Here is a 17,113-nt window from a genome sequence, read left to right as displayed (position 1 = left end):
TTTGCGATCTGACGCCGTTGAACGCGAATCGGTGCAGTCGGCATTCTTCGGAGGCATCATTGCCGAGCGCAAACGGAGGCGGTCATCCTGCCGTGATCAGTCTTCCGATTGAAGTGTTTCCAAGTGCTGGAACTCGGCCACCACCTGGTCGTAGACGGCGCGCTTGAAGGGGACGATCAGCCCCGGCAGTTGCCGCATCGGCTTCCATTCCCAGGCATCGAATTCCGGCTCGTGGCCGCCAGGCGGCGGATTGATGGCGATCTCGCTGTCGTCGCCGTCGAAGCGGAAGGCGAACCAGCGCTGCGTCTGGCCGCGGAATTTCCCCCTGAGCCCGATGCCGATCAGTGCCGGCGGCAGATCGTAGTTGATCCAGTCTCTCGCTTCGGCAAGCAGGGTCACCGTCTTGATGCCGGTCTCCTCGTAAAGCTCGCGGTAGGCGGCGTCCAATGGATCCTCGCCCTTGTCGATGCCTCCCTGCGGCATCTGCCAGAGCTGTGGCGAGCCGTCATATTCGGAATTGCCGTCGGAGATGCGCCTTCCGGCCCAGACGAGGCCATCGCGGTTTAAGATCATCACGCCGACGCAGGGGCGGTAGGGCAAATCCTCGGCTTTGGCCTGGCTCATCTTCTTCTCCGTTCTGGGATTCTTCTCAAGGAATCCGGGGGTCGTTGGAAAGGGCGGCAACGCCGACGATTTCGATGCCGCGCATTGCGGCCTCCTCGCTCCATTTGGCGATGGCGTCAACGCTCTCATCGAAAGCCGAAGCGACACCGATCGCCTGGCCGTTCTTGCGGGCGATGCGCTCGAGCTCGTCGAGCTTCTTCAGGACGGCGTTGATATCGAGCTGGCCGTCGAGCTGCAGGTCGGCGAAGGCATAGGGCAGTTCGGTTCCCTTGGCGATCGCCGCGGTCTTCGACTGCGCCGATGTGCCATCGTCGAGAAACAGCAGCCCGCGCTTGCCGATGTCGCGCATGACAGGTTCCATGGCGGTGGGATCAGAGAGAAAACGGCCGCCGAGATAATTCATGACGCCGGTATAGTTGGTGATCTCGCCCATCGCCTTGTGCAGGTTTTCGATGTTGCGAGCGGCCGGCTTCGAGGTCAGCAGGGTTTCGGGGCCTGGATCGTTCGCCGGGTAATCAAAAGGCTCGAGCGGCACTTGCAAAAGGATCTCGTGACCGCCGCGGCGGGCTTCCTGCATCCAGCGCTGCAGGCTGTTGCCGCTTGCGGCAAAAGCGAAAGTGATCTCTTCCGGCAACTCCGCGATGGCGCGCTGCGTTCCGGTCTGGCTGAGCCCGAGGCCGCTGACGACGATGGCGATGCGGACGCCACGCGCGCCGGACGAGGGGCGCGCATATTGATCCATCGGCCGCCGGCCATCGGGGCCGATAATCGGCAGCCTGCCAAAGGGCGTCTCTTCGAGCAGTGCTTCATTGGGCTGGGCCGCCATGCGCGGATCCTGGCCGATCTGCATGGCGTCGACCAGCACCGGTCCGCCGCCATCGCGCGGGCGGGGGCTGTATTTGGTGACGACCGAGCCGTCGCCGGTGACCATTTGCTCGACATTGGCGCCCGAGCGCGGGTCGGCGCGGGGCATACCGTCTGCCGCTTGGCCCGTAGTGGCCGCCGGCGGCTGAGGAGTATTGGCAGGGGGTGTTGCCGCTTGCTCGGCGGCCGGCAGTTTGGTGCGTTCGAGCTCATCGCCGCGAAATGCCGTATAGAGGGAAAAGCCGCCTATCGCAAAAAGGCAGAGACTGGCGGCGATACGGCCGAGGCGCAGGATACCTGGGCGTCGGCGGCCGGTTTTGCGGTTGCGGCCCAAAGGCGCATGCAGGTCCGTTCCCAATTTTTCGCCCGCTCCAAAACCGGGAAACAGCAGAAAGGGTCAAGGCCGGGCGAGTGCCCGGCCTTGAGTTGATCGATCACTTGGCGACGACGGCCTTGTCCGGGTTCGGCGGGAAGGCCGGATCGGTCTTCTTGCCGCGCAGAAGGTCGAGCGCGTAGTTCAGCTGAACGTCGTCCTTCGGGTCCGGCGGAACATAGGCAACGGAGCCCGAACCTTCGTCCGTCTCGCTCTGGCCCTTGATGTGGCCGCGCAGGCTGGATTCGCCTTCGGTCACCATCTTGCCCTGCAGTTCCTCCGGCAGCGGCTCCTCGACCTTGATGTCGGGGGTGATGCCGGTGCCCTGGATCGAGCGGCCCGACGGCGTGTAGTAGAGCGCCGTGGTCAGGCGCAGCGCGCCGTTTTCACCGAGCGGGATGATCGTCTGGACGGAGCCCTTGCCGAAGGAGCGCGTGCCGAGAACGGTGGCACGGCGCAGATCCTGAAGAGCGCCGGCGACGATTTCCGATGCGGAAGCAGAACCGCCATTGATCAGCACGATCACCGGCTTGCCATCCGTCAGGTCGCCTGGGCCGGCATTGAAGCGGCGGGTTTCATCCGGATTGCGGCCGCGGGTCGAAACGACTTCGCCACGCTGCAACAGGGCATCGGAGACGTTGATCGCCTGGTCGAGCAGACCGCCCGGATTGAGGCGCAGATCGAGAACATAACCCTTCAGCTTGTCGGCCGGAACGGTGTCCTTGATCTTCTTGATCGCCTTTTCCATGTCGGGATAGGTCTTCTCGGTGAAGGAGATGATGCGGAGATAACCGACATCGTCCTCGACACGCGACTTGACTGCCTGGACGGCGACGACGTCACGGACGATCGTCAACTCGATCGGCTTGTCGGCACCCTTGCGGATCAGCGTCAGTTTGATCGGCGTGTTGACGGCGCCGCGCATCTTCTCGACTGCATCTTCCAGCTTCAGGCCGCGCACGGACTGGCCGTCGATCTCGGAGATGTAGTCGCCGGCGAGAACGCCGGCCTTGGCGGCGGGCGTATCATCGATCGGGGTGATGACCTTGACGAGTTCGTCTTCCATCGTGACTTCGATGCCGAGGCCGCCGAACTCACCCTTGGTCTGGGTGCGCATATCCTCGGCGTCCTTCGAATTCATGTAGCTCGAATGCGGATCGAGCGAAGAGAGCATGCCGTTGATGGCGTTCTCGATCAGCTTGTCTTCCGCAGGCGGCGTCACATATTGCGCACGCACACGCTCAAAGACATCTCCGAAAACCGAAAGTTCCTTGTAGGTCGAGGATCCGGCCGCTTCTGCCGGCACACTCGCCGAGTAAATGACGCTCATTGCGGTCGCACCCATCAATGCGCCGACCAGAACAAGAGAAGCCCTACGAATCATTGCGTGCCTTTCCAGTGTCTTTGGCGGTCCACCACGGCCGGGAATCGACCGGTTTACCGTCCTTTCGAAATTCAATGTAAAGCGTTGGCCGGTTCGTTTCCAGCGCCAATGCAGTTGCGCTTGCCACTCTTTTCGCGCCCATCACGGCAAGCGGCTCACCGGAGAAAACGAATTTTCCCTGACGGGTATTGATCGTATCCATTCCCGAGAGAACCAGGTGGTATCCATCGCCCGCGTCGAGGATGATCATCTGGCCGTAACTGCGGAATACGCCGGCGAAAACCACCAGACTATCCGCAGGCGCCGTCACCACTGTCTCTGGATTGGTGGCGACCGTCATTCCCATGGCCTCGTGCCCGGTGCCGTCGGCATCGCCGAACTGGCGCAGGATATCGCCCGTAACGGGCACCTCCAATTTCGCCTTCAATTCTCCGAAGGGATATGCGGGCGCAATGCGGTTTTTATCGGGCACGCCGCTGTCGGCAAGCGCCTTGGCCTGGGCGCGCTGCTCGTCCGTCAGCAGCTTGCGGTTCTCCTCCGCCTGGCGGGCGGCAGCGGCGGCGTCGCGCACCGAAGCGATCTCGGATTCCATCGATGCGACCAGGCCTTCAAGGCTCGTCGCCTTGCCTGCCAGTTCCTCCGAGCGTTTCCGTTCGGCCCCGAGTTCGGCGGCGTTGCTGCGGCTGAGCTTGTCGTTTTCGGCAAGCAGTAGGTCCATGCGCCGCTCTTCCTCGATGCCATCAGTCATGGTCGCTGTCAGCGAGGTTTTCTCGGCAGCACTTGCGGTCTGCAATGCGGCGAGGCTTGCGAGGTCTGCGGCAAGCTTGTCGGTCTCCTTGCGGATGCCGGGCACGACGGCGCCGAGCAGAATGGCGCTGCGCACGGAGCCAAGCGCGTCATCGGGGGTGACGAGCAAGGCGGGCGGCGGGTTGCGGCCCATGCGCTGCAGCGCTGCCAGCACCTCGGCCAGCAGGCCGCGGCGCTCGTGCAGAGAACGGCGGATGCCATCCTCCTTGACGCCGAGATCGGCAAGCTTCTTCTCGCTGTCGAGGATCTGCTTTTCGAGCGCCTTGCGGCGGGCAGCGGAATCGATCAGTGCCTGGCGGATGCTTTCCGTGCTCTTTTCGAGATCGGCGATGCTTTGCTGAAGCGCGCTCACCTTGTCGGTGGAGAGGCTGATCGTCTTCGACAGGGTTTCGAGTTCGGCACGGGTCTGATCACGCTTGGCGGCAAGTTCGGCCGCGGGATCGGGCGGCGGCGCGAGTTCGGCTGCCGGCTGCGGCGCAGATTGTGCCGCCTCGGGCGCGGCATCCTGCGCCCGGACGATGAACGGGTTTGCCGACATGACAATCACCGCCACACCGACGCCGGCCGCGATAGCTGGCAGGATCATGCGGTGTCGCCTGGTGGATGCTCTCGTCATGCGTGTTGGGGCACTTTCTCAAATCGCGCGGAGACTAAGCTGATTTGGTGCGCTTTGCCATAAGGTTTGCAGGAGAACGGGGTGGCCAAGCAAACACGGCTGCGTGATATCGCGACGCCTTTGCCGGGGTGTCGCGCCGACGCATCAGGCCGATGCGGCATCAGACGCGGTGATAGGGGTGGCCGGACAGGATGGTGACGGCACGATAGAGCTGTTCGGCGATCAGTGTGCGCACGAGCTGATGCGGCCAGGTCATCTTGCCCAGGCACAGCGTGGCGTCGGCACGGTCGTAAAGCGAGGGATCGAGGCCATCGGCGCCGCCGATCGCGATAGTCAGCTCGCGTTTGCCTTGGTCGCGATAGGAGCCGAGCAGGTTTGCGAAGGCTTCGCTGTCGAGTGCCTTGCCACGTTCATCGAGAAGAATGAGGATGCTGCCATCGGCAAGCGATTTCAGAAGCATCGCCGCCTCTTCACGCTTGCGGGTCTCCGCATTGGAGGCACGGCTTTCGGCAACTTCGGCAACGCGGGTCAATTCGAGGCCGACGGCAGGGCCGGCCTTGGCGAAGCGGTCGAAATAACGAGCGGCAAGATCCTTTTCCGGGCCGGACTTCAGCCGTCCCACCGCAAAAAGACCTATTCGCATTCCTCCGCTCCCGCTCATGCGGCACATTGGGCGCACACCGCGCCACCGGCCGGCTTATGATGTTTGCCGGCCAGCCAATGCCACGTCTCAGGCGCCGGACAGAATGCCGGCTCGCCAGTCAGTGCCGTGTTTTTTCATCCATATCCGGAGCCGCCCACATCTTTTCGATGTTATAGAACTCGCGGATTTCGGGACGGAACACATGCACGATAATGTCACCGGTGTCGATCAGGACCCAATCGCCGCCTTCCTGACCTTCGACGCGGGCCGTACCGAGGCCGTCGTCCTTAAGGTCGGTGAGCAGGTGATCCGAGATCGCCATGACATGCCTGTTCGAGCGGCCGGAGACGACGATCATGTAGTCTCCCAGCGCCGATTTTCCGGCAATGTCGATGGTGACGATATCTTCAGCTTTGGAGTCCTCGAGGCTGGCGAGGACGGTTTCTAGGGCACGGGCGGCGGCATCGGCGCCACGTTCCGCACTCTTCGGGATAACGGCGAACGTTTTTCCCTTGGCGTGTACTGTTGTCAGTGCTTTCCCTTTCCTGGAATGACAAACTATGCACAACACAGATCCGATCGCGACCGGATCATGGTTAAGATAGGCATCAAACCATTAATGTTTCAAGACATGCTAAGGTACAGAACGGCCGAAAATCCGATCTGCCGTTCGAATTGAAGTATTTGACTGCTCGGGGCGGCCTCGTGCGGGCGGTGTACAGTTTCCATGCCGCAGCGTAAAGTGCAGCAAATTCCACGATCTCCAGATTCAATGACCGACTCAGCCGCAAAAACACTCGTGCCCGTCCTGCGAATCAGCTTCCCGGATGAGGATCGCCTCGGCCATGGCAAGATGGAACTGCTGGAGCATATCCGCCAGACCGGATCGATCTCGGCCGCCGGGCGGGCGATGGACATGTCCTACCGGCGGGCATGGTTGCTGGTCAGCGAGATGAACCGGATGTTTAACGAACAGGTGGTGGAATCGCAGCGCGGCGGGCAGAAGGGCGGCGGCGCGGCGCTGACGCCGTTCGGCGAGGAATTGCTCGGGCGTTTCCGCCGGATGGAAAGGACGATGCGCACGAGCCTTGCCGAAGATCTCGCCTGGCTCGAGGCCAAGCGCAACCTGCAGCAGGGCGAGCGCAACTGATCAGGCCTCCAGGGCAACTGTCTTGATGACGGCGAAAACCGCCCTTCCCGGTCGAAGATCCAGACGCTCGCAGGACAGTGTGGTGATCCGGGAAAGAATGATATCGCCGCCGCAATCGAGCCGGACTTCCACCGTTCCGTCCTCAGTCGACGACATCCCTTCTATCCTTGCTTCCAGGATATTCAGCGCGCTGAGCCCCTCGGGCCTTGCGGTCGCCAGCATGACATCGCGGGAGGGAATGCGGATGCGGACCGATTTGCCGGGCGCAAGGGCCGCACCCGGAATATGGAGCCGACTGGATTTCAGCGCGACCGTCGATAAATGGTGCCGCGCATCGAAGCTTTCCACCGTGCCTTCCAGCAGTGCGCCGGCCTCGCGCCGGTCGGAGGCAGCGGAGGGGCGGCTCAATATGTCGATGGCGGGGCCGGTCGCTTCCACCTTGCCGTCGCGCATGACGACGACCTGGTTTGCCAGCCGCGCCACCTCGGCGATCGAGTGGCTGACATAGACGATCGGGATGTCGGTTTCGTCGCGCAATCGCTCGAGATAAGGCAGGATTTCGGCTTTGCGCGCATCATCGAGGGCGGCGAGCGGCTCGTCCATCAACAGCAAGCGGGGCGAGGAGAGAAGGGCGCGGCCGATGGCGACGCGCTGCTTCTCGCCGCCGGACAGCTTCGCGGGGCTGCGCGCGAGCAGCGTCTCGATACCGAGCAGGTCGACGATGCGGTCGAAGCTCTCGCCGCGCGCCGTTCTCGCCGCGAACCATCGGCCGTAGAACAGATTGGCGCGAACGCTGAGATGCGGGAAAAGCCGCGCCTCCTGGAAGACATAACCGAAGCGGCGGCGATGTTTCGGGACGAGAATACCGGTTGCGGTTTCGGTCAGGGGCTCGCCATCGAGGACGACGCGGCCTTCATCCGGGCGGGCAAGGCCGGCGATGATGCGGATCATCGAGGTCTTGCCGGAGCCGGAACGGCCGAACAGCGCGGTGACGCCACGGTCGGAGGTGAAGGCGGCATCGAGCGAAAAGGCGCCGAGCCTCTGTTTTGCCTCGACGATCAGCGTCATTCCGGGTCGATCCTCCGGCCAGCGAGACGGGCAAGGAATTCGGAGGCGAGCAGGGCGGCCATCGAAATGATGACGGCGACAAGCGTCAGGCGGAGCGCGCCGGCATCGCCGCCCGGCACCTGGGTAAAGGTGTAGATCGCCGCCGACAGCGTCTGGGTTTCGCCGGGAATGTTGGAGACAAAGGTGATGGTCGCGCCGAATTCGCCCATCGCCTTGGCAAAAGAGAGGATCATGCCGGCAATGATGCCGGGTAGGGTCAGCGGCAGGGTGATCGTCATGAAAACCCAGCCAGGGCCGGCGCCGAGCGTTCCGGCCGCCTCTTCCAGCTTGCGGTCGACCGCCTCGATCGACAGGCGGATGCTGCGCACCATCAGCGGAAAGGCCATGATGGCGCAGGCCAGTGCAGCACCCGTCCAGCGGAAAGACAAGACGATGCCGAAATACTGGTCGAGCAGGCTGCCGATCGGGCCGCGGCGGCCAAACAGGATGAGGAGAAGAAAACCGGTGACGACCGGGGGCAGGATCAGCGGCAGGTGAACGACGCCGTTCAGCACCGATTTGCCCCAGAAGTGGCCGCGGGCAAGCAGCAGGGCGACGAGGATGCCGAAGGGCAGGCTTGCCAGCATGGCGACAATCGAGACGCGCAGGCTGAGCAGGATCGCCGTCCACTCCTCATTGCTCAAGCCCAGAGCGTCCAGCAAGCGCTTCTATTCCTCTCAAAAATGAAGGCTCGCAGATGCAAGCCATTTGTTGCCAAATCACGCTCTTTACTCGGCGTCATCCTCGGCCTTGTGCCGAGGATCTGCTGCCTATCCAAAAATCGACCGGATGCAGATGCTCGGGGCAAGCCCGAGCATGACGATAGAGTAGTTAGCGGTCCTCGTCAGCAGACTGAAACATCGTGATGTGAGCCTCAAATCAGGCACTGACGTGCAAATCCGCAATCATTTCCGGCCTCGATCATTTCAGTGTGGTGAAACCCTGCGCCGTGAAGAAGGCGGCGGCCTTGTCGGATTTCAGGAAGTCGAGATAGGCGGATGCATCCGGGTTCTTGCTCTCGGCGAGGATTGCGATCGGATAGATGATCGGCGGATGGGAATCGGCGGGGAAGGTGCCGACGACGGCGACACCCTTATCGGCTGCGGCATCCGTCTGGTAGACGATGCCATAAGGCGCTTCGCCGCGCGAAACGAGGGCCAGGGCGGCGCGCACGCTTTCGGCGCCGGCGATCTTGGTTTCGACTGATTTCCAGACGCCGAGCTTTTCGAGCGCGGCCATGCCGTATTTGCCGGCCGGAACCGATTTCGGCTCACCCATGGCAAGCTTGCCGTCACCGAGGAGCCCGGCGAGATCGAAGCCCTGCTTGATCTCGACCGGCTTTGCCTTGGCCTTTTCGGCAACGAGCACGATCTTGTTACCGAGCAGATTGGAGCGCGTATCAGCCTTGATGAGGTTCTTGTCGGCGACGTAGTCCATCCATGCGAAGTCGGCCGAGATGAAGATATCGGTGGGTGCGGCGTTTTCGATCTGTTTGGCCAGCGCGCCGCTCGCCGCATAGGAGACGACGACTTCCTTGCCGCTTTCCTTCGTCCAGGCGGCATTGGCGGCGTCGAGCGCATTCTTGAGGCTCGCCGCCGCAAAGACGGTAAGTTTTTCGGCTGCGGCGGCAGGCGCCGGGAGCGCTGCTGCGCCAAGCCACAGGACTGCGATCGCGGCGGTTGCCAGTTTCATCCATCGGCGGCGCTTTTGCATAATTCAATTCCCCGGAGTTCGAGATATTGCGACGAATATAACGAGAGGGCTGCCTTGACTAGGGATATATCCAAGAAAATATAACCGCATCGGGCGTTCGCGTTCTCAGCGGCGCAATGTTCACGCATTCGTGAGGTGCATGGCTTCCGCCGCAAGTGAGATCGGCTGGGCGAAAATACCGGGAGTCAGTTTGCGAACTGCAAGGACTCCCGGCGACCGGGGCTGGTTCCCTAATTTTTGCTAATAAAAACGGCAATGGTGAAGTCAAATCCACCTCTAGATTTGCATCCGATGCATTGCTGCAATGCACCAATCGATATTCATCTTCCTGCGAAATATGGTACAAATACCTTCATCGACACGGCTTCTCCTCCTCCCATAGCCGTTCGATAGGGTCGACAACACTCCTCCTCCCAGTTGTCGATCGAGTTTATAAGCCCGACGGATCTCCTCCCCCGTCGGGCTTTCTCGTTTTTGGGATCTTCTGAAAATTAGGCTATTCGGCGTCGCTGTGCGACGAGCCGTTGCGGATTGCCGTCGAACTCAGGCCGGAGCGCGGTCCATGGATGAAGGTCCAGGCCGGCGCGCGCTTCTTCCAGAGAACACGGGCATCATCCTCGTCGACACGGGCGAAATCGAACGTCCTTGCCATTTTCGAGGAGAGGAAGGAGAGCGTCGCGCCCGGCCGGTCGATCACCGCGATCGGGAAGGTGCGGGCAATCTCCTGCCATTTCTGCCATTTGTGAAAGGTCTGCAGGCTGTCGGCGCCCATGATCCAGATGAAATGCACATGCGGATTGCGCGCCTTGACGCGGGCAAGCGTATTGGCGGTGTAGCTGGTGCCGAGCGTCTGTTCGAAGGCGGTGACCTTGACGCGCGGATCGGCGGCCACACGCTCGCTTTCGGCAATGCGCTCGGCAAGCGGAGCGAGCTGGTTGCGGCTCTTCAGCGGATTGCCCGGGGTGACCATCCACCAGAGCTGGTCGAGGCCAAGCCGCTTGAGGGCGATTTCGGCGACGAGCGCGTGGCCCTGATGCGGCGGATTGAACGAACCGCCGAACAGACCGACAACCATGCCGCGCTCGCTGTGCGGCATGCGGAGATAGTGCCGGTCCACATTCTCGGTCGTCACGTCAGGGCCGCGTCTGTCCGGCACCATGCACCCGATATTTGAAAGAGGTGAGCTGTTCGACGCCGACGGGGCCGCGGGCATGCATCTTGCCGGTGGCAATGCCGATTTCCGCACCCATGCCGAACTCGCCGCCATCGGCAAACTGCGTCGAGGCATTGTGCAGCAGGATTGCCGAATCGACTTCAGTGAAGAAACGCGCGACGACGGCAGGGTCCTCGGCGATGACCGCCTCGGTGTGGTTGGAGGAATATGTCTGGATATGGGCGATGGCGCCCGATATGCCGTCGACGACGGCAACGGAAATGATCGCGTCGAGATATTCGGTCGACCAGTCCTCCTCGGTCGCGGGCTTCAAGCCGGGTGCAACCTTCAGCACCGTTGCCGAAGCGCGGATCTCGCAGCCGGCCTCCGCCAGAACCTCAAGCAGCGGCGTCAGATGCGTGCCGATCGCGGCGCCATCGACGAGCAGGGTTTCGGCCGCCCCGCAGATGCCGGTGCGGCGCATCTTGGCGTTGACGATGATCTTCTTGGCCATTTCGATATCGGCCGAAGCATCGACATAGATGTGGCAAAGGCCTTCGAGATGGGCAAAAACCGGCACGCGAGCCTCGCTCTGCACGCGGGCAACAAGGCTCTTGCCGCCGCGCGGGACGATGACGTCGATCGCCCCGTCGAGGCCCCGCAGCATGGCGCCGACGGCGGCGCGGTCGGTGACCGGCACGAGCTGGATAGCATGCTCTGGAAGTCCCGCTGCCTTCAGGCCCTCGACCAGGCAGGCATGGATAGCCTGCGATGAACGGCGCGAATCCGAGCCGCAACGCAGGATAACGGCATTGCCCGCCTTGAGGCAGAGGGCGCCGGCATCCGCCGTGACGTTCGGCCGGCTTTCGAAGATCACGCCGATGACGCCGAGCGGCGTGCGGACGCGCTCGATCTTCAGGCCGTTCGGCCGGTCCCAGGCAGCGATGACTTCGCCGACCGGATCGGCAAGGGCAGCGATGGCGCGGATTCCCTCGGCCATTTCGGCGACGCGCTTGTCGTTCAGTGTCAGCCGGTCGACGAAGGAAGCGAGCATCTCGGTGCCTTCGATATCCTTCAGGTCCCTCGCGTTCTCGGCAAGAATATGCGCCTTATTCGCCAGGATCGCATCGGCCATGGCGTTCAACGCGCTGTTCTTCGCCTCAGTGGACGCAAAGCCCAGCGGCCGTGCGGCAGCCTTTGCCTTGCGGCCGATGTCGTTCATCAGCACGTCGATGTCAGGGCCCGGCGCAACGGTATCAAGCATAGCTCGCGTCCTTCTTCTGCCTTTCCGATTTCGAACCGATCTGCGCGGTCATCACCATGTCGTCGCGATGGACCATGGCGGCGCGTCCGGGATAACCGAGAATGGCCTCGATCTCCGCCGACTTGCGGCCGGCAATCCGACGGGCGTCGTCGGCATCGTAGCTTACCAGGCCGCGGGCAATCTCGCGGCCGGCCGGGCCGATGATCGCCACCGTATCGCCGCGGCTGAAGAGGCCGGAAACGCTGCGAACGCCAGCGGGAAGCAGGCTCTTGCCGGCCCCGAGGGCGACGACGGCGCCGTCATCGACATGCAGTTCGCCGGCCGGCTGCAGCTGCCCGGCAATCCAGGTCTTGCGGGCGGTAACGGGTGTGCCAGACGGTGCGAACCAGGAGGAACGCGCGCCGTTTTCGATCGCCGACAGAGGATTGTCGGTTTTGCCGGAGGCGATGATCATGGCGCAGCCTGATGCCGTCGCAATCTTACCGGCATCGATCTTGGTGCGCATGCCGCCGCGCGAAAGCTCGGAGGCAGCACCCCCGGCCATTGCCTCGATCTCCGGGGTGATTTCGGCAATCGTCTCGAGGAAAGTTGCGTTCGGATCCAGATGGGGTGGTGCGGTGTAGAGACCGTCGATATCGGAGAGAAGAATGAGCAGATCGGCGCCGGTCATCGTCGCGACGCGGGCGGCCAGCCGGTCGTTGTCGCCATAGCGGATCTCGCTGGTGGCGACCGTGTCGTTCTCGTTGATGATCGGAACGGCGCCGATCTTCAAAAGCTGATTGATGGTGGCGCGCGCATTGAGATAACGGCGGCGCTCCTCGGTATCGCCGAGAGTCAGCAGGATCTGGCCGGCGACGATCTCGTCGCGTGACAGGCTTTCCGACCAGGCGCGCGCCAGCGCAATCTGGCCGACGGCGGCGGCCGCCTGGCTTTCCTCCAGCTTCAGCGCACCCGAGGGCAGGTCGAGCACCGAGCGGCCGAGCGCGATTGCGCCCGAGGAGACGACGAGCACGTCGATACCCTTGGCCTTCAGGCCCGAGATATCGGCGCACATGGCGTCGAGCCAGGATTTCTTCAGCCCGGCCTTGCGGTCGACCAGAAGCGCGGATCCGATCTTGATGACGATGCGGCGGTAGCGGCCAAGCGGCTTACGGCTGGTCATCGTCCTCGCCCTTGTCCTCGCCCTCATCGCTGACGACCATGTCGCGATGACGCAGCTTCGGCACCTTGGCCGGCTTCTCCTCGGTATTGGCTTCGACGATAATGTCGCGCAGCGCGCGCAGCACCTCGGTCATGCCCTTGCCGGTTACAGCCGAAATCTGGAATGGCATCTTGCCGCAGGCCTTGGCCAATTCCTTGGTCTTCTTCTTCAGTTCGGCATCGTCGAGCACGTCGATCTGCGACAGCGCCACGATCTCCGCCTTGTCGGTCAGCTCGTTTCCGTAGGCTTCGAGTTCGTGCTTGACCGTCTTATAGGCCTTGCCGACCTTTTCTTCCTGGGCGGAGATGAGGTGGAGCAGCACGCGGGTGCGCTCGACATGGCCGAGGAAACGGTCGCCAATGCCGACCCCTTCATGGGCGCCTTCGATCAAGCCCGGAATGTCGGCCAGGATAAATTCGCGCTCGTCGATGGTGGCGACGCCGAGATTGGGATGCAGTGTGGTGAAGGGATAGTTGGCGATTTTCGGCCGTGCACGGGTGACAGCGGCCAGGAAGGTCGACTTGCCGGCATTGGGCATGCCGACGAGGCCGGCATCGGCAATCAGCTTCAGGTGCAGCCAGATGGTCTTTTCCTCGCCGGGCAGACCGGGATTGGCCCAATCCGGCGCCTGATTGGTCGAGGTTTTGAAATGGGCATTGCCGAAGCCGCCATTGCCGCCATGGGCGAGACAGTAACGCTGGCCTTCGACGGTCAGGTCGCAGATCAACGTTTCCTGGTCTTCCTCGAAGATCTGGGTGCCCACGGGAACCTTCAGCGTCACGTCGCTGCCGTTGGCGCCGGTGCGATTCCTGCCCATGCCATGGGTGCCGATCGTCGCCTTGAAATGCTGCTGATAGCGGAAATCGATCAGCGTGTTCAGGCCGTTGACGGCCTCGACCCAGACGTCGCCGCCGCGTCCGCCATCACCGCCATCCGGGCCACCGAACTCGATGAATTTCTCGCGTCGGAAGGAAACGCTGCCGCCGCCGCCGTCCCCGGACTTGATATAGACCTTTGCTTCGTCGAGAAATTTCATTTTACTTCCAATATTCAGTGGCGGTTGGACGGCCCCGTCTTGGCCCATTCGATATAGGCGGTTCCGACGGAGGTCAAAGATTATCGTGAATTTTGCGAGCTATAACATACAGTACGGCTTCGGTCTCGACGGCAGATACGATCTGGCGCGCATTGCCCGGAGTCTCGAGGGTGCCGATGTCATCGCGCTGCAGGAGGTGACCCGCGGCTTCTCCCGCAACGGTTTTGCCGACATGGCGGCCGATGTTGCAGCCTTCTTTCACGACTATTTCTGGGTGTATGGGCCGGCCTGCGACATGCATGTCGAAGCTGATGAAGGCAGGCTCCAGCCGGTGCGCGGCACGCGATTCCAGTTTGGCAACATGGTGCTGTCGCGCTGGCCGATCCTCTCGACCCGGACGCTTCTTCTGCCGCGCAGCCGCACGATCGGCAAGATCAACCTGCAGCGCGGCGCGACCGAGGCGGTGATCGATGCACCCGGCGGTGCGATCCGCGTCTACTCCGTGCATCTCGACCATGTCTCCGCCGACGAGCGCATCCGCCAGCTGCAATTCTTGAACGCGCGTATCAATGCCTTCGTCCAGGAGGGTGGGTCGCTGACGGGGGGTGGTGAATTCGACCTGCTGGAGCCGCCGCTGCCGGAGGATTATGTCATCATGGGCGATTTCAACATGGAGCCGGAATCGCCGGAATATTGCGCGCTTGCTGGGGCTGGCGGCGGATATTACGGCCGTGTCGCCAGAATCGGCACGCCGGTCGACGCCTTTGCGGCGCTGGAGGCCTACTCTCCGGAGAGCTACAGCTGGATGGATCCCGAAGATCGCGGCAAACGCATGCATCTCGATTACTGCTTCGTCAGTTGCGGCCTGCAGAGCCGGTTGAAATCCGCCCGGATCGATACGCAGTCCGTCGGTTCCGATCATTTCCCCGTATGGGTCGAGATCGGCGATTGAAGGAGACGCCGCCGATGCGGCGGCGTCTCGAGTTTGATCAGTCAGGCCACTTTTCGCGGCTGCAGCGTGCCCGGCTGCAGTACGGTCTCGATGTGCGACACCATGGTGTTGCGGGCGAAACAATAGATTTCGCCGCAACCCGTCATGCTGAATCCGAGCTTCTCCTGCAATCGCAGCGAAGCCGGGTTGTCGGCGAAGACGCCGGAATGGACCGGCGTCTCCGGCATGCGGCGCGAGAAGCGCTCGATGATCGCCGTCACCGCCTCGCTCATATAGCCGCGCCGCCAGTAATAGCGGTTCAGCCAATAGCCGAGGTGCCAGCGGCCGTGGCGCAGCTCGATCGAGACGTTACCGATATGGACATCGTCCTTGCCGGTAATCGCCAGCGGCCAGTCGGGCAAGGTGCCCGAGGTGACCGGGATCAGCCAGTCCAGAGCATCCTGCCGGTCGAACGGCGCGGGTACACGGGACAGCATGCGCGTGACCGCGAAATCGGAAAGCGATTCCGCGATATCAGGCGCGTCGCTCAGCCTGTGGGGACGGAGCGTCAGCCGGGCGGTCGAGATAACAGGCGCAGGGCCGGGCATCATCGGCTTGACCTCCGGCCTTTGCAGCGCAGTCGTGCTCATGCGATGTTCCCCCAGCTTCGGAGGGACATCCAGGTCTTGCGGTCGAGCCTGTACCATTCGACCGGGACGTTGCTGCCGAGCGCCAGCGAGGCGGCGAGTCCCGAACCCTGGAACTGGAAGCCGCACTTCTGGATGACGCGGCGCGAGGCGACATTCATGACCCGGCAGCGGGCGTCGATCTGATCGACGTCCTGACGGGTCCTGAACACCATATCGACGAGGGCGTGGCAGGCCTCGGTCGCATAACTCTTGTTCCAATAGGGCTCGCCCAGCCAGTAGCCGATCTCGACGGTTCTGCCGTCCGCATGCGGCTCGACGCCGCAGCAGCCGATAAAGGCGCCGTTTTCGGCCTTGGTGATCGCATAGACGCACTTGCCAATCTCGCCATTTTTCGTGCGACGCACGAAGTCGGCAGCATCATCGGCGGTATAAGGGTGCGGCATACGCGATACCATGGTGGCGACTTTGGCGTTATTGGCGAGATGGGCAAGGGCGTCGATGTCTTCTTCGTGGGGCGCGCGCATGACGAGCCTTTCCGATAATAAGACAGGGCAATCGGTCCTTAACCGTTCCGGCCTCAGCCGTTCTTCGGAAGACCGCTGGTCTTCCCGGGGAGACCGTGATTGGTCTGCCCTTAACAATTCGCCTTGCATGGTTCAGTCCTCCTTGAGGGGTAAAGAAAAAGGGGAGATGGCGCCCCATCTCCCCTGTTTTCTAGACTGAACCTGATACGGCCAGCCGGGTCGATGAGACGCCGGCTGTTTTTGAGCGCTACCGGCTTATTCCGCTGCTTCCGCTTTCGGCATGACAGACACGTAGACGCGACCGTTGGCCTTGGTTCGGTAGTTCACATTGCCGGCGGTAAGCGCAAAAATCGTGTGATCCTTGCCGAGGCCGACGTTGGAACCCGGATGCCACTCAGTACCGCGCTGACGCACGATGATGTTGCCTGCGATGACGGCTTCGCCGCCGAACTTCTTCACGCCAAGGCGCTTGGACTGAGAATCGCGACCGTTGCGCGATGAACCGCCAGCTTTTTTGTGTGCCATTGGAGTTCTCCTTTAAACCTTGTCCCGTTGATCTTACTTGGCAGCCACGATGTCCGTGATACGGACGACCGTGTGATGCTGACGATGGCCGCGCGAACGCTTCGAATTCTGACGGCGGCGCTTCTTGAAGGCGATGACCTTCTTGCCGCGGTTCTGTTCGACGACTTCTGCCTTGACAGAGGCGCCGGTAACGAAGGGCGCACCGATCGCAGCGTCGGCGCCTTCGCCGATCACGAGCACTTCGGTGAATTCAATGGAGTCGCCAGCGGTGGCTTCCAGCTTTTCGATGGTCAGCACGTCGTTGGCTGCCACACGGTACTGTTTACCGCCGGTCTTGATGACTGCGAACATTTTTTATCCTTTCATGTTCGTTCCAGCGCTCCCCGCTCATCCAGCAGGTGGCTGTCTTTTTATCAGTCGAAGTTAAGCAGGGATTTCAGAGGTCTAATCCTCGAACTCGTCCTGCCGGTGAAGCCCCGCGCGAGCGCGGGACGAGCTAGGCGCGGATTTCTCCAAACCTATTGCGCAGCCGAGATAGCCGAGTGGCA

The 17,113-nt window shown here is 62.2% G+C and carries 19 protein-coding genes; 2 read left to right on the top strand and 17 right to left on the bottom strand.

The window, feature by feature from the left end; translation table 11 throughout:
• Positions 1 to 96: 96 nt before the first annotated feature.
• The 6 genes from GFM02_RS07850 to rsfS form a co-directional block, all read right to left on the bottom strand.
• Positions 97 to 624 (bottom strand): RNA pyrophosphohydrolase, encoded by a 528-nt coding sequence (locus GFM02_RS07850; protein WP_168321321.1) that lies wholly within the window; start codon positions 622 to 624, stop codon positions 97 to 99.
• A gap of 25 nt (positions 625 to 649) precedes the next feature.
• Positions 650 to 1,846 carry a divergent polysaccharide deacetylase family protein gene (locus GFM02_RS07845; protein WP_168321320.1) on the bottom strand — a complete coding sequence of 399 codons (1,197 nt, stop codon included), beginning with the start codon at positions 1,844 to 1,846 and terminating at the stop codon, positions 650 to 652.
• A gap of 76 nt (positions 1,847 to 1,922) precedes the next feature.
• Positions 1,923 to 3,245 carry a S41 family peptidase gene (locus GFM02_RS07840; protein ID WP_020052177.1) on the bottom strand — a complete coding sequence of 441 codons (1,323 nt, stop codon included), beginning with the start codon at positions 3,243 to 3,245 and terminating at the stop codon, positions 1,923 to 1,925.
• Entirely contained in the window at positions 3,235 to 4,638 is a 1,404-nt protein-coding gene (locus tag GFM02_RS07835) for a murein hydrolase activator EnvC family protein (RefSeq protein ID WP_168321319.1), read from the bottom strand. The genes GFM02_RS07840 and GFM02_RS07835 overlap by 11 nt, the downstream gene beginning before the upstream one ends.
• Before the next feature lie 190 nt (positions 4,639 to 4,828).
• Entirely contained in the window at positions 4,829 to 5,311 is a 483-nt protein-coding gene (rlmH, locus tag GFM02_RS07830; RefSeq protein WP_011654027.1) for a 23S rRNA (pseudouridine(1915)-N(3))-methyltransferase RlmH, read from the bottom strand.
• A 118-nt stretch (positions 5,312 to 5,429) separates the two neighbouring features.
• The gene (gene rsfS, locus GFM02_RS07825) at positions 5,430 to 5,873 is read right to left on the bottom strand and encodes a ribosome silencing factor (protein ID WP_032999558.1); all 444 of its coding nucleotides are present in this window, start codon (positions 5,871 to 5,873) and stop codon (positions 5,430 to 5,432) included.
• 210 nt (positions 5,874 to 6,083) lie between these two features.
• Here rsfS and GFM02_RS07820 point away from each other — a divergent pair, with 210 nt between their 5' ends.
• Positions 6,084 to 6,461 (top strand): winged helix-turn-helix domain-containing protein, encoded by a 378-nt coding sequence (locus GFM02_RS07820; RefSeq protein WP_131665115.1) that lies wholly within the window; start codon positions 6,084 to 6,086, stop codon positions 6,459 to 6,461.
• Here the strand turns inward: GFM02_RS07820 and modC are convergent, their stop codons facing one another.
• From modC to obgE, 7 genes are all read right to left on the bottom strand, one after another.
• Positions 6,462 to 7,529, bottom strand: coding sequence for a molybdenum ABC transporter ATP-binding protein (gene modC / locus GFM02_RS07815; protein WP_168321318.1), 1,068 nt, complete (start codon positions 7,527 to 7,529; stop codon positions 6,462 to 6,464). It abuts the gene before it with no gap.
• The gene (gene modB, locus GFM02_RS07810; RefSeq protein ID WP_168321387.1) at positions 7,526 to 8,227 is read right to left on the bottom strand and encodes a molybdate ABC transporter permease subunit; all 702 of its coding nucleotides are present in this window, start codon (positions 8,225 to 8,227) and stop codon (positions 7,526 to 7,528) included. Before modB ends, modC begins: the two co-directional genes overlap by 4 nt.
• A 262-nt stretch (positions 8,228 to 8,489) precedes the next feature.
• Complete coding sequence (gene modA, locus GFM02_RS07805; RefSeq protein ID WP_168321317.1) at positions 8,490 to 9,281, bottom strand: molybdate ABC transporter substrate-binding protein; 792 nt, start codon at positions 9,279 to 9,281, stop codon at positions 8,490 to 8,492.
• A gap of 496 nt (positions 9,282 to 9,777) precedes the next feature.
• A complete protein-coding gene (locus tag GFM02_RS07800; protein ID WP_077977989.1) occupies positions 9,778 to 10,440 on the bottom strand; it encodes a nicotinate-nucleotide adenylyltransferase in 663 nt (220 codons plus the stop codon).
• Positions 10,415 to 11,698, bottom strand: coding sequence for a glutamate-5-semialdehyde dehydrogenase (locus GFM02_RS07795; RefSeq protein WP_168321316.1), 1,284 nt, complete (start codon positions 11,696 to 11,698; stop codon positions 10,415 to 10,417). The genes GFM02_RS07800 and GFM02_RS07795 overlap by 26 nt, the downstream gene beginning before the upstream one ends.
• The gene (proB, locus tag GFM02_RS07790; protein WP_168321315.1) at positions 11,691 to 12,860 is read right to left on the bottom strand and encodes a glutamate 5-kinase; all 1,170 of its coding nucleotides are present in this window, start codon (positions 12,858 to 12,860) and stop codon (positions 11,691 to 11,693) included. The genes GFM02_RS07795 and proB overlap by 8 nt, the downstream gene beginning before the upstream one ends.
• Positions 12,847 to 13,935 (bottom strand): GTPase ObgE, encoded by a 1,089-nt coding sequence (obgE, locus tag GFM02_RS07785; protein ID WP_168321314.1) that lies wholly within the window; start codon positions 13,933 to 13,935, stop codon positions 12,847 to 12,849. Before obgE ends, proB begins: the two co-directional genes overlap by 14 nt.
• A gap of 85 nt (positions 13,936 to 14,020) precedes the next feature.
• Here obgE and GFM02_RS07780 point away from each other — a divergent pair, with 85 nt between their 5' ends.
• Positions 14,021 to 14,887 (top strand): endonuclease/exonuclease/phosphatase family protein, encoded by an 867-nt coding sequence (locus GFM02_RS07780; RefSeq protein WP_168321313.1) that lies wholly within the window; start codon positions 14,021 to 14,023, stop codon positions 14,885 to 14,887.
• A gap of 41 nt (positions 14,888 to 14,928) precedes the next feature.
• On the opposite strand, the gene GFM02_RS07775 is transcribed toward GFM02_RS07780, so the two are convergent.
• The 4 genes from GFM02_RS07775 to rplU all read right to left on the bottom strand — a co-directional run bounded on the left by GFM02_RS07775 (position 14,929) and on the right by rplU (position 16,916).
• Entirely contained in the window at positions 14,929 to 15,516 is a 588-nt protein-coding gene (locus GFM02_RS07775) for a GNAT family N-acetyltransferase (RefSeq protein WP_168321312.1), read from the bottom strand.
• Entirely contained in the window at positions 15,513 to 16,169 is a 657-nt protein-coding gene (locus GFM02_RS07770) for a GNAT family N-acetyltransferase (protein ID WP_168321311.1), read from the bottom strand. The genes GFM02_RS07775 and GFM02_RS07770 overlap by 4 nt, the downstream gene beginning before the upstream one ends.
• A gap of 126 nt (positions 16,170 to 16,295) precedes the next feature.
• The gene (rpmA, locus tag GFM02_RS07765; RefSeq protein ID WP_003543909.1) at positions 16,296 to 16,565 is read right to left on the bottom strand and encodes a 50S ribosomal protein L27; all 270 of its coding nucleotides are present in this window, start codon (positions 16,563 to 16,565) and stop codon (positions 16,296 to 16,298) included.
• Positions 16,566 to 16,598: 33 nt separating this feature from the next.
• The gene (rplU, locus tag GFM02_RS07760; protein WP_003543907.1) at positions 16,599 to 16,916 is read right to left on the bottom strand and encodes a 50S ribosomal protein L21; all 318 of its coding nucleotides are present in this window, start codon (positions 16,914 to 16,916) and stop codon (positions 16,599 to 16,601) included.
• Between the last annotated feature and the right edge of the window lie 197 nt (positions 16,917 to 17,113).

Source organism: Rhizobium leguminosarum bv. viciae (assembly GCF_012276115.1).
Classification (GTDB): domain Bacteria; phylum Pseudomonadota; class Alphaproteobacteria; order Rhizobiales; family Rhizobiaceae; genus Rhizobium; species Rhizobium leguminosarum_T.
Note: the sequence above shows the minus strand (reverse complement) of the source record. Positions and strands in the feature narration are given on the sequence as shown.

What these genes read in the sequence shown, in the direction of transcription:
- GFM02_RS07850 (WP_168321321.1), bottom strand. Translation starts at nt 624, where the DNA reads ATGAGCCAGGCCAAAGCCGAGGATTTGCCCTACCGCCCCTGCGTCGGC.
- GFM02_RS07840 (WP_020052177.1), bottom strand. Translation starts at nt 3,245, where the DNA reads ATGATTCGTAGGGCTTCTCTTGTTCTGGTCGGCGCATTGATGGGTGCG.
- GFM02_RS07835 (WP_168321319.1), bottom strand. Translation starts at nt 4,638, where the DNA reads ATGATCCTGCCAGCTATCGCGGCCGGCGTCGGTGTGGCGGTGATTGTC.
- rlmH (WP_011654027.1), bottom strand. Translation starts at nt 5,311, where the DNA reads ATGCGAATAGGTCTTTTTGCGGTGGGACGGCTGAAGTCCGGCCCGGAA.
- GFM02_RS07820 (WP_131665115.1), top strand. Translation starts at nt 6,084, where the DNA reads ATGACCGACTCAGCCGCAAAAACACTCGTGCCCGTCCTGCGAATCAGC.
- modC (WP_168321318.1), bottom strand. Translation starts at nt 7,529, where the DNA reads ATGACGCTGATCGTCGAGGCAAAACAGAGGCTCGGCGCCTTTTCGCTC.
- modA (WP_168321317.1), bottom strand. Translation starts at nt 9,281, where the DNA reads ATGCAAAAGCGCCGCCGATGGATGAAACTGGCAACCGCCGCGATCGCA.
- GFM02_RS07800 (WP_077977989.1), bottom strand. Translation starts at nt 10,440, where the DNA reads ATGGTGCCGGACAGACGCGGCCCTGACGTGACGACCGAGAATGTGGAC.
- GFM02_RS07795 (WP_168321316.1), bottom strand. Translation starts at nt 11,698, where the DNA reads ATGCTTGATACCGTTGCGCCGGGCCCTGACATCGACGTGCTGATGAAC.
- proB (WP_168321315.1), bottom strand. Translation starts at nt 12,860, where the DNA reads ATGACCAGCCGTAAGCCGCTTGGCCGCTACCGCCGCATCGTCATCAAG.
- obgE (WP_168321314.1), bottom strand. Translation starts at nt 13,935, where the DNA reads ATGAAATTTCTCGACGAAGCAAAGGTCTATATCAAGTCCGGGGACGGC.
- GFM02_RS07775 (WP_168321312.1), bottom strand. Translation starts at nt 15,516, where the DNA reads ATGAGCACGACTGCGCTGCAAAGGCCGGAGGTCAAGCCGATGATGCCC.
- GFM02_RS07770 (WP_168321311.1), bottom strand. Translation starts at nt 16,169, where the DNA reads ATGCAAGGCGAATTGTTAAGGGCAGACCAATCACGGTCTCCCCGGGAA.
- rpmA (WP_003543909.1), bottom strand. Translation starts at nt 16,565, where the DNA reads ATGGCACACAAAAAAGCTGGCGGTTCATCGCGCAACGGTCGCGATTCT.
- rplU (WP_003543907.1), bottom strand. Translation starts at nt 16,916, where the DNA reads ATGTTCGCAGTCATCAAGACCGGCGGTAAACAGTACCGTGTGGCAGCC.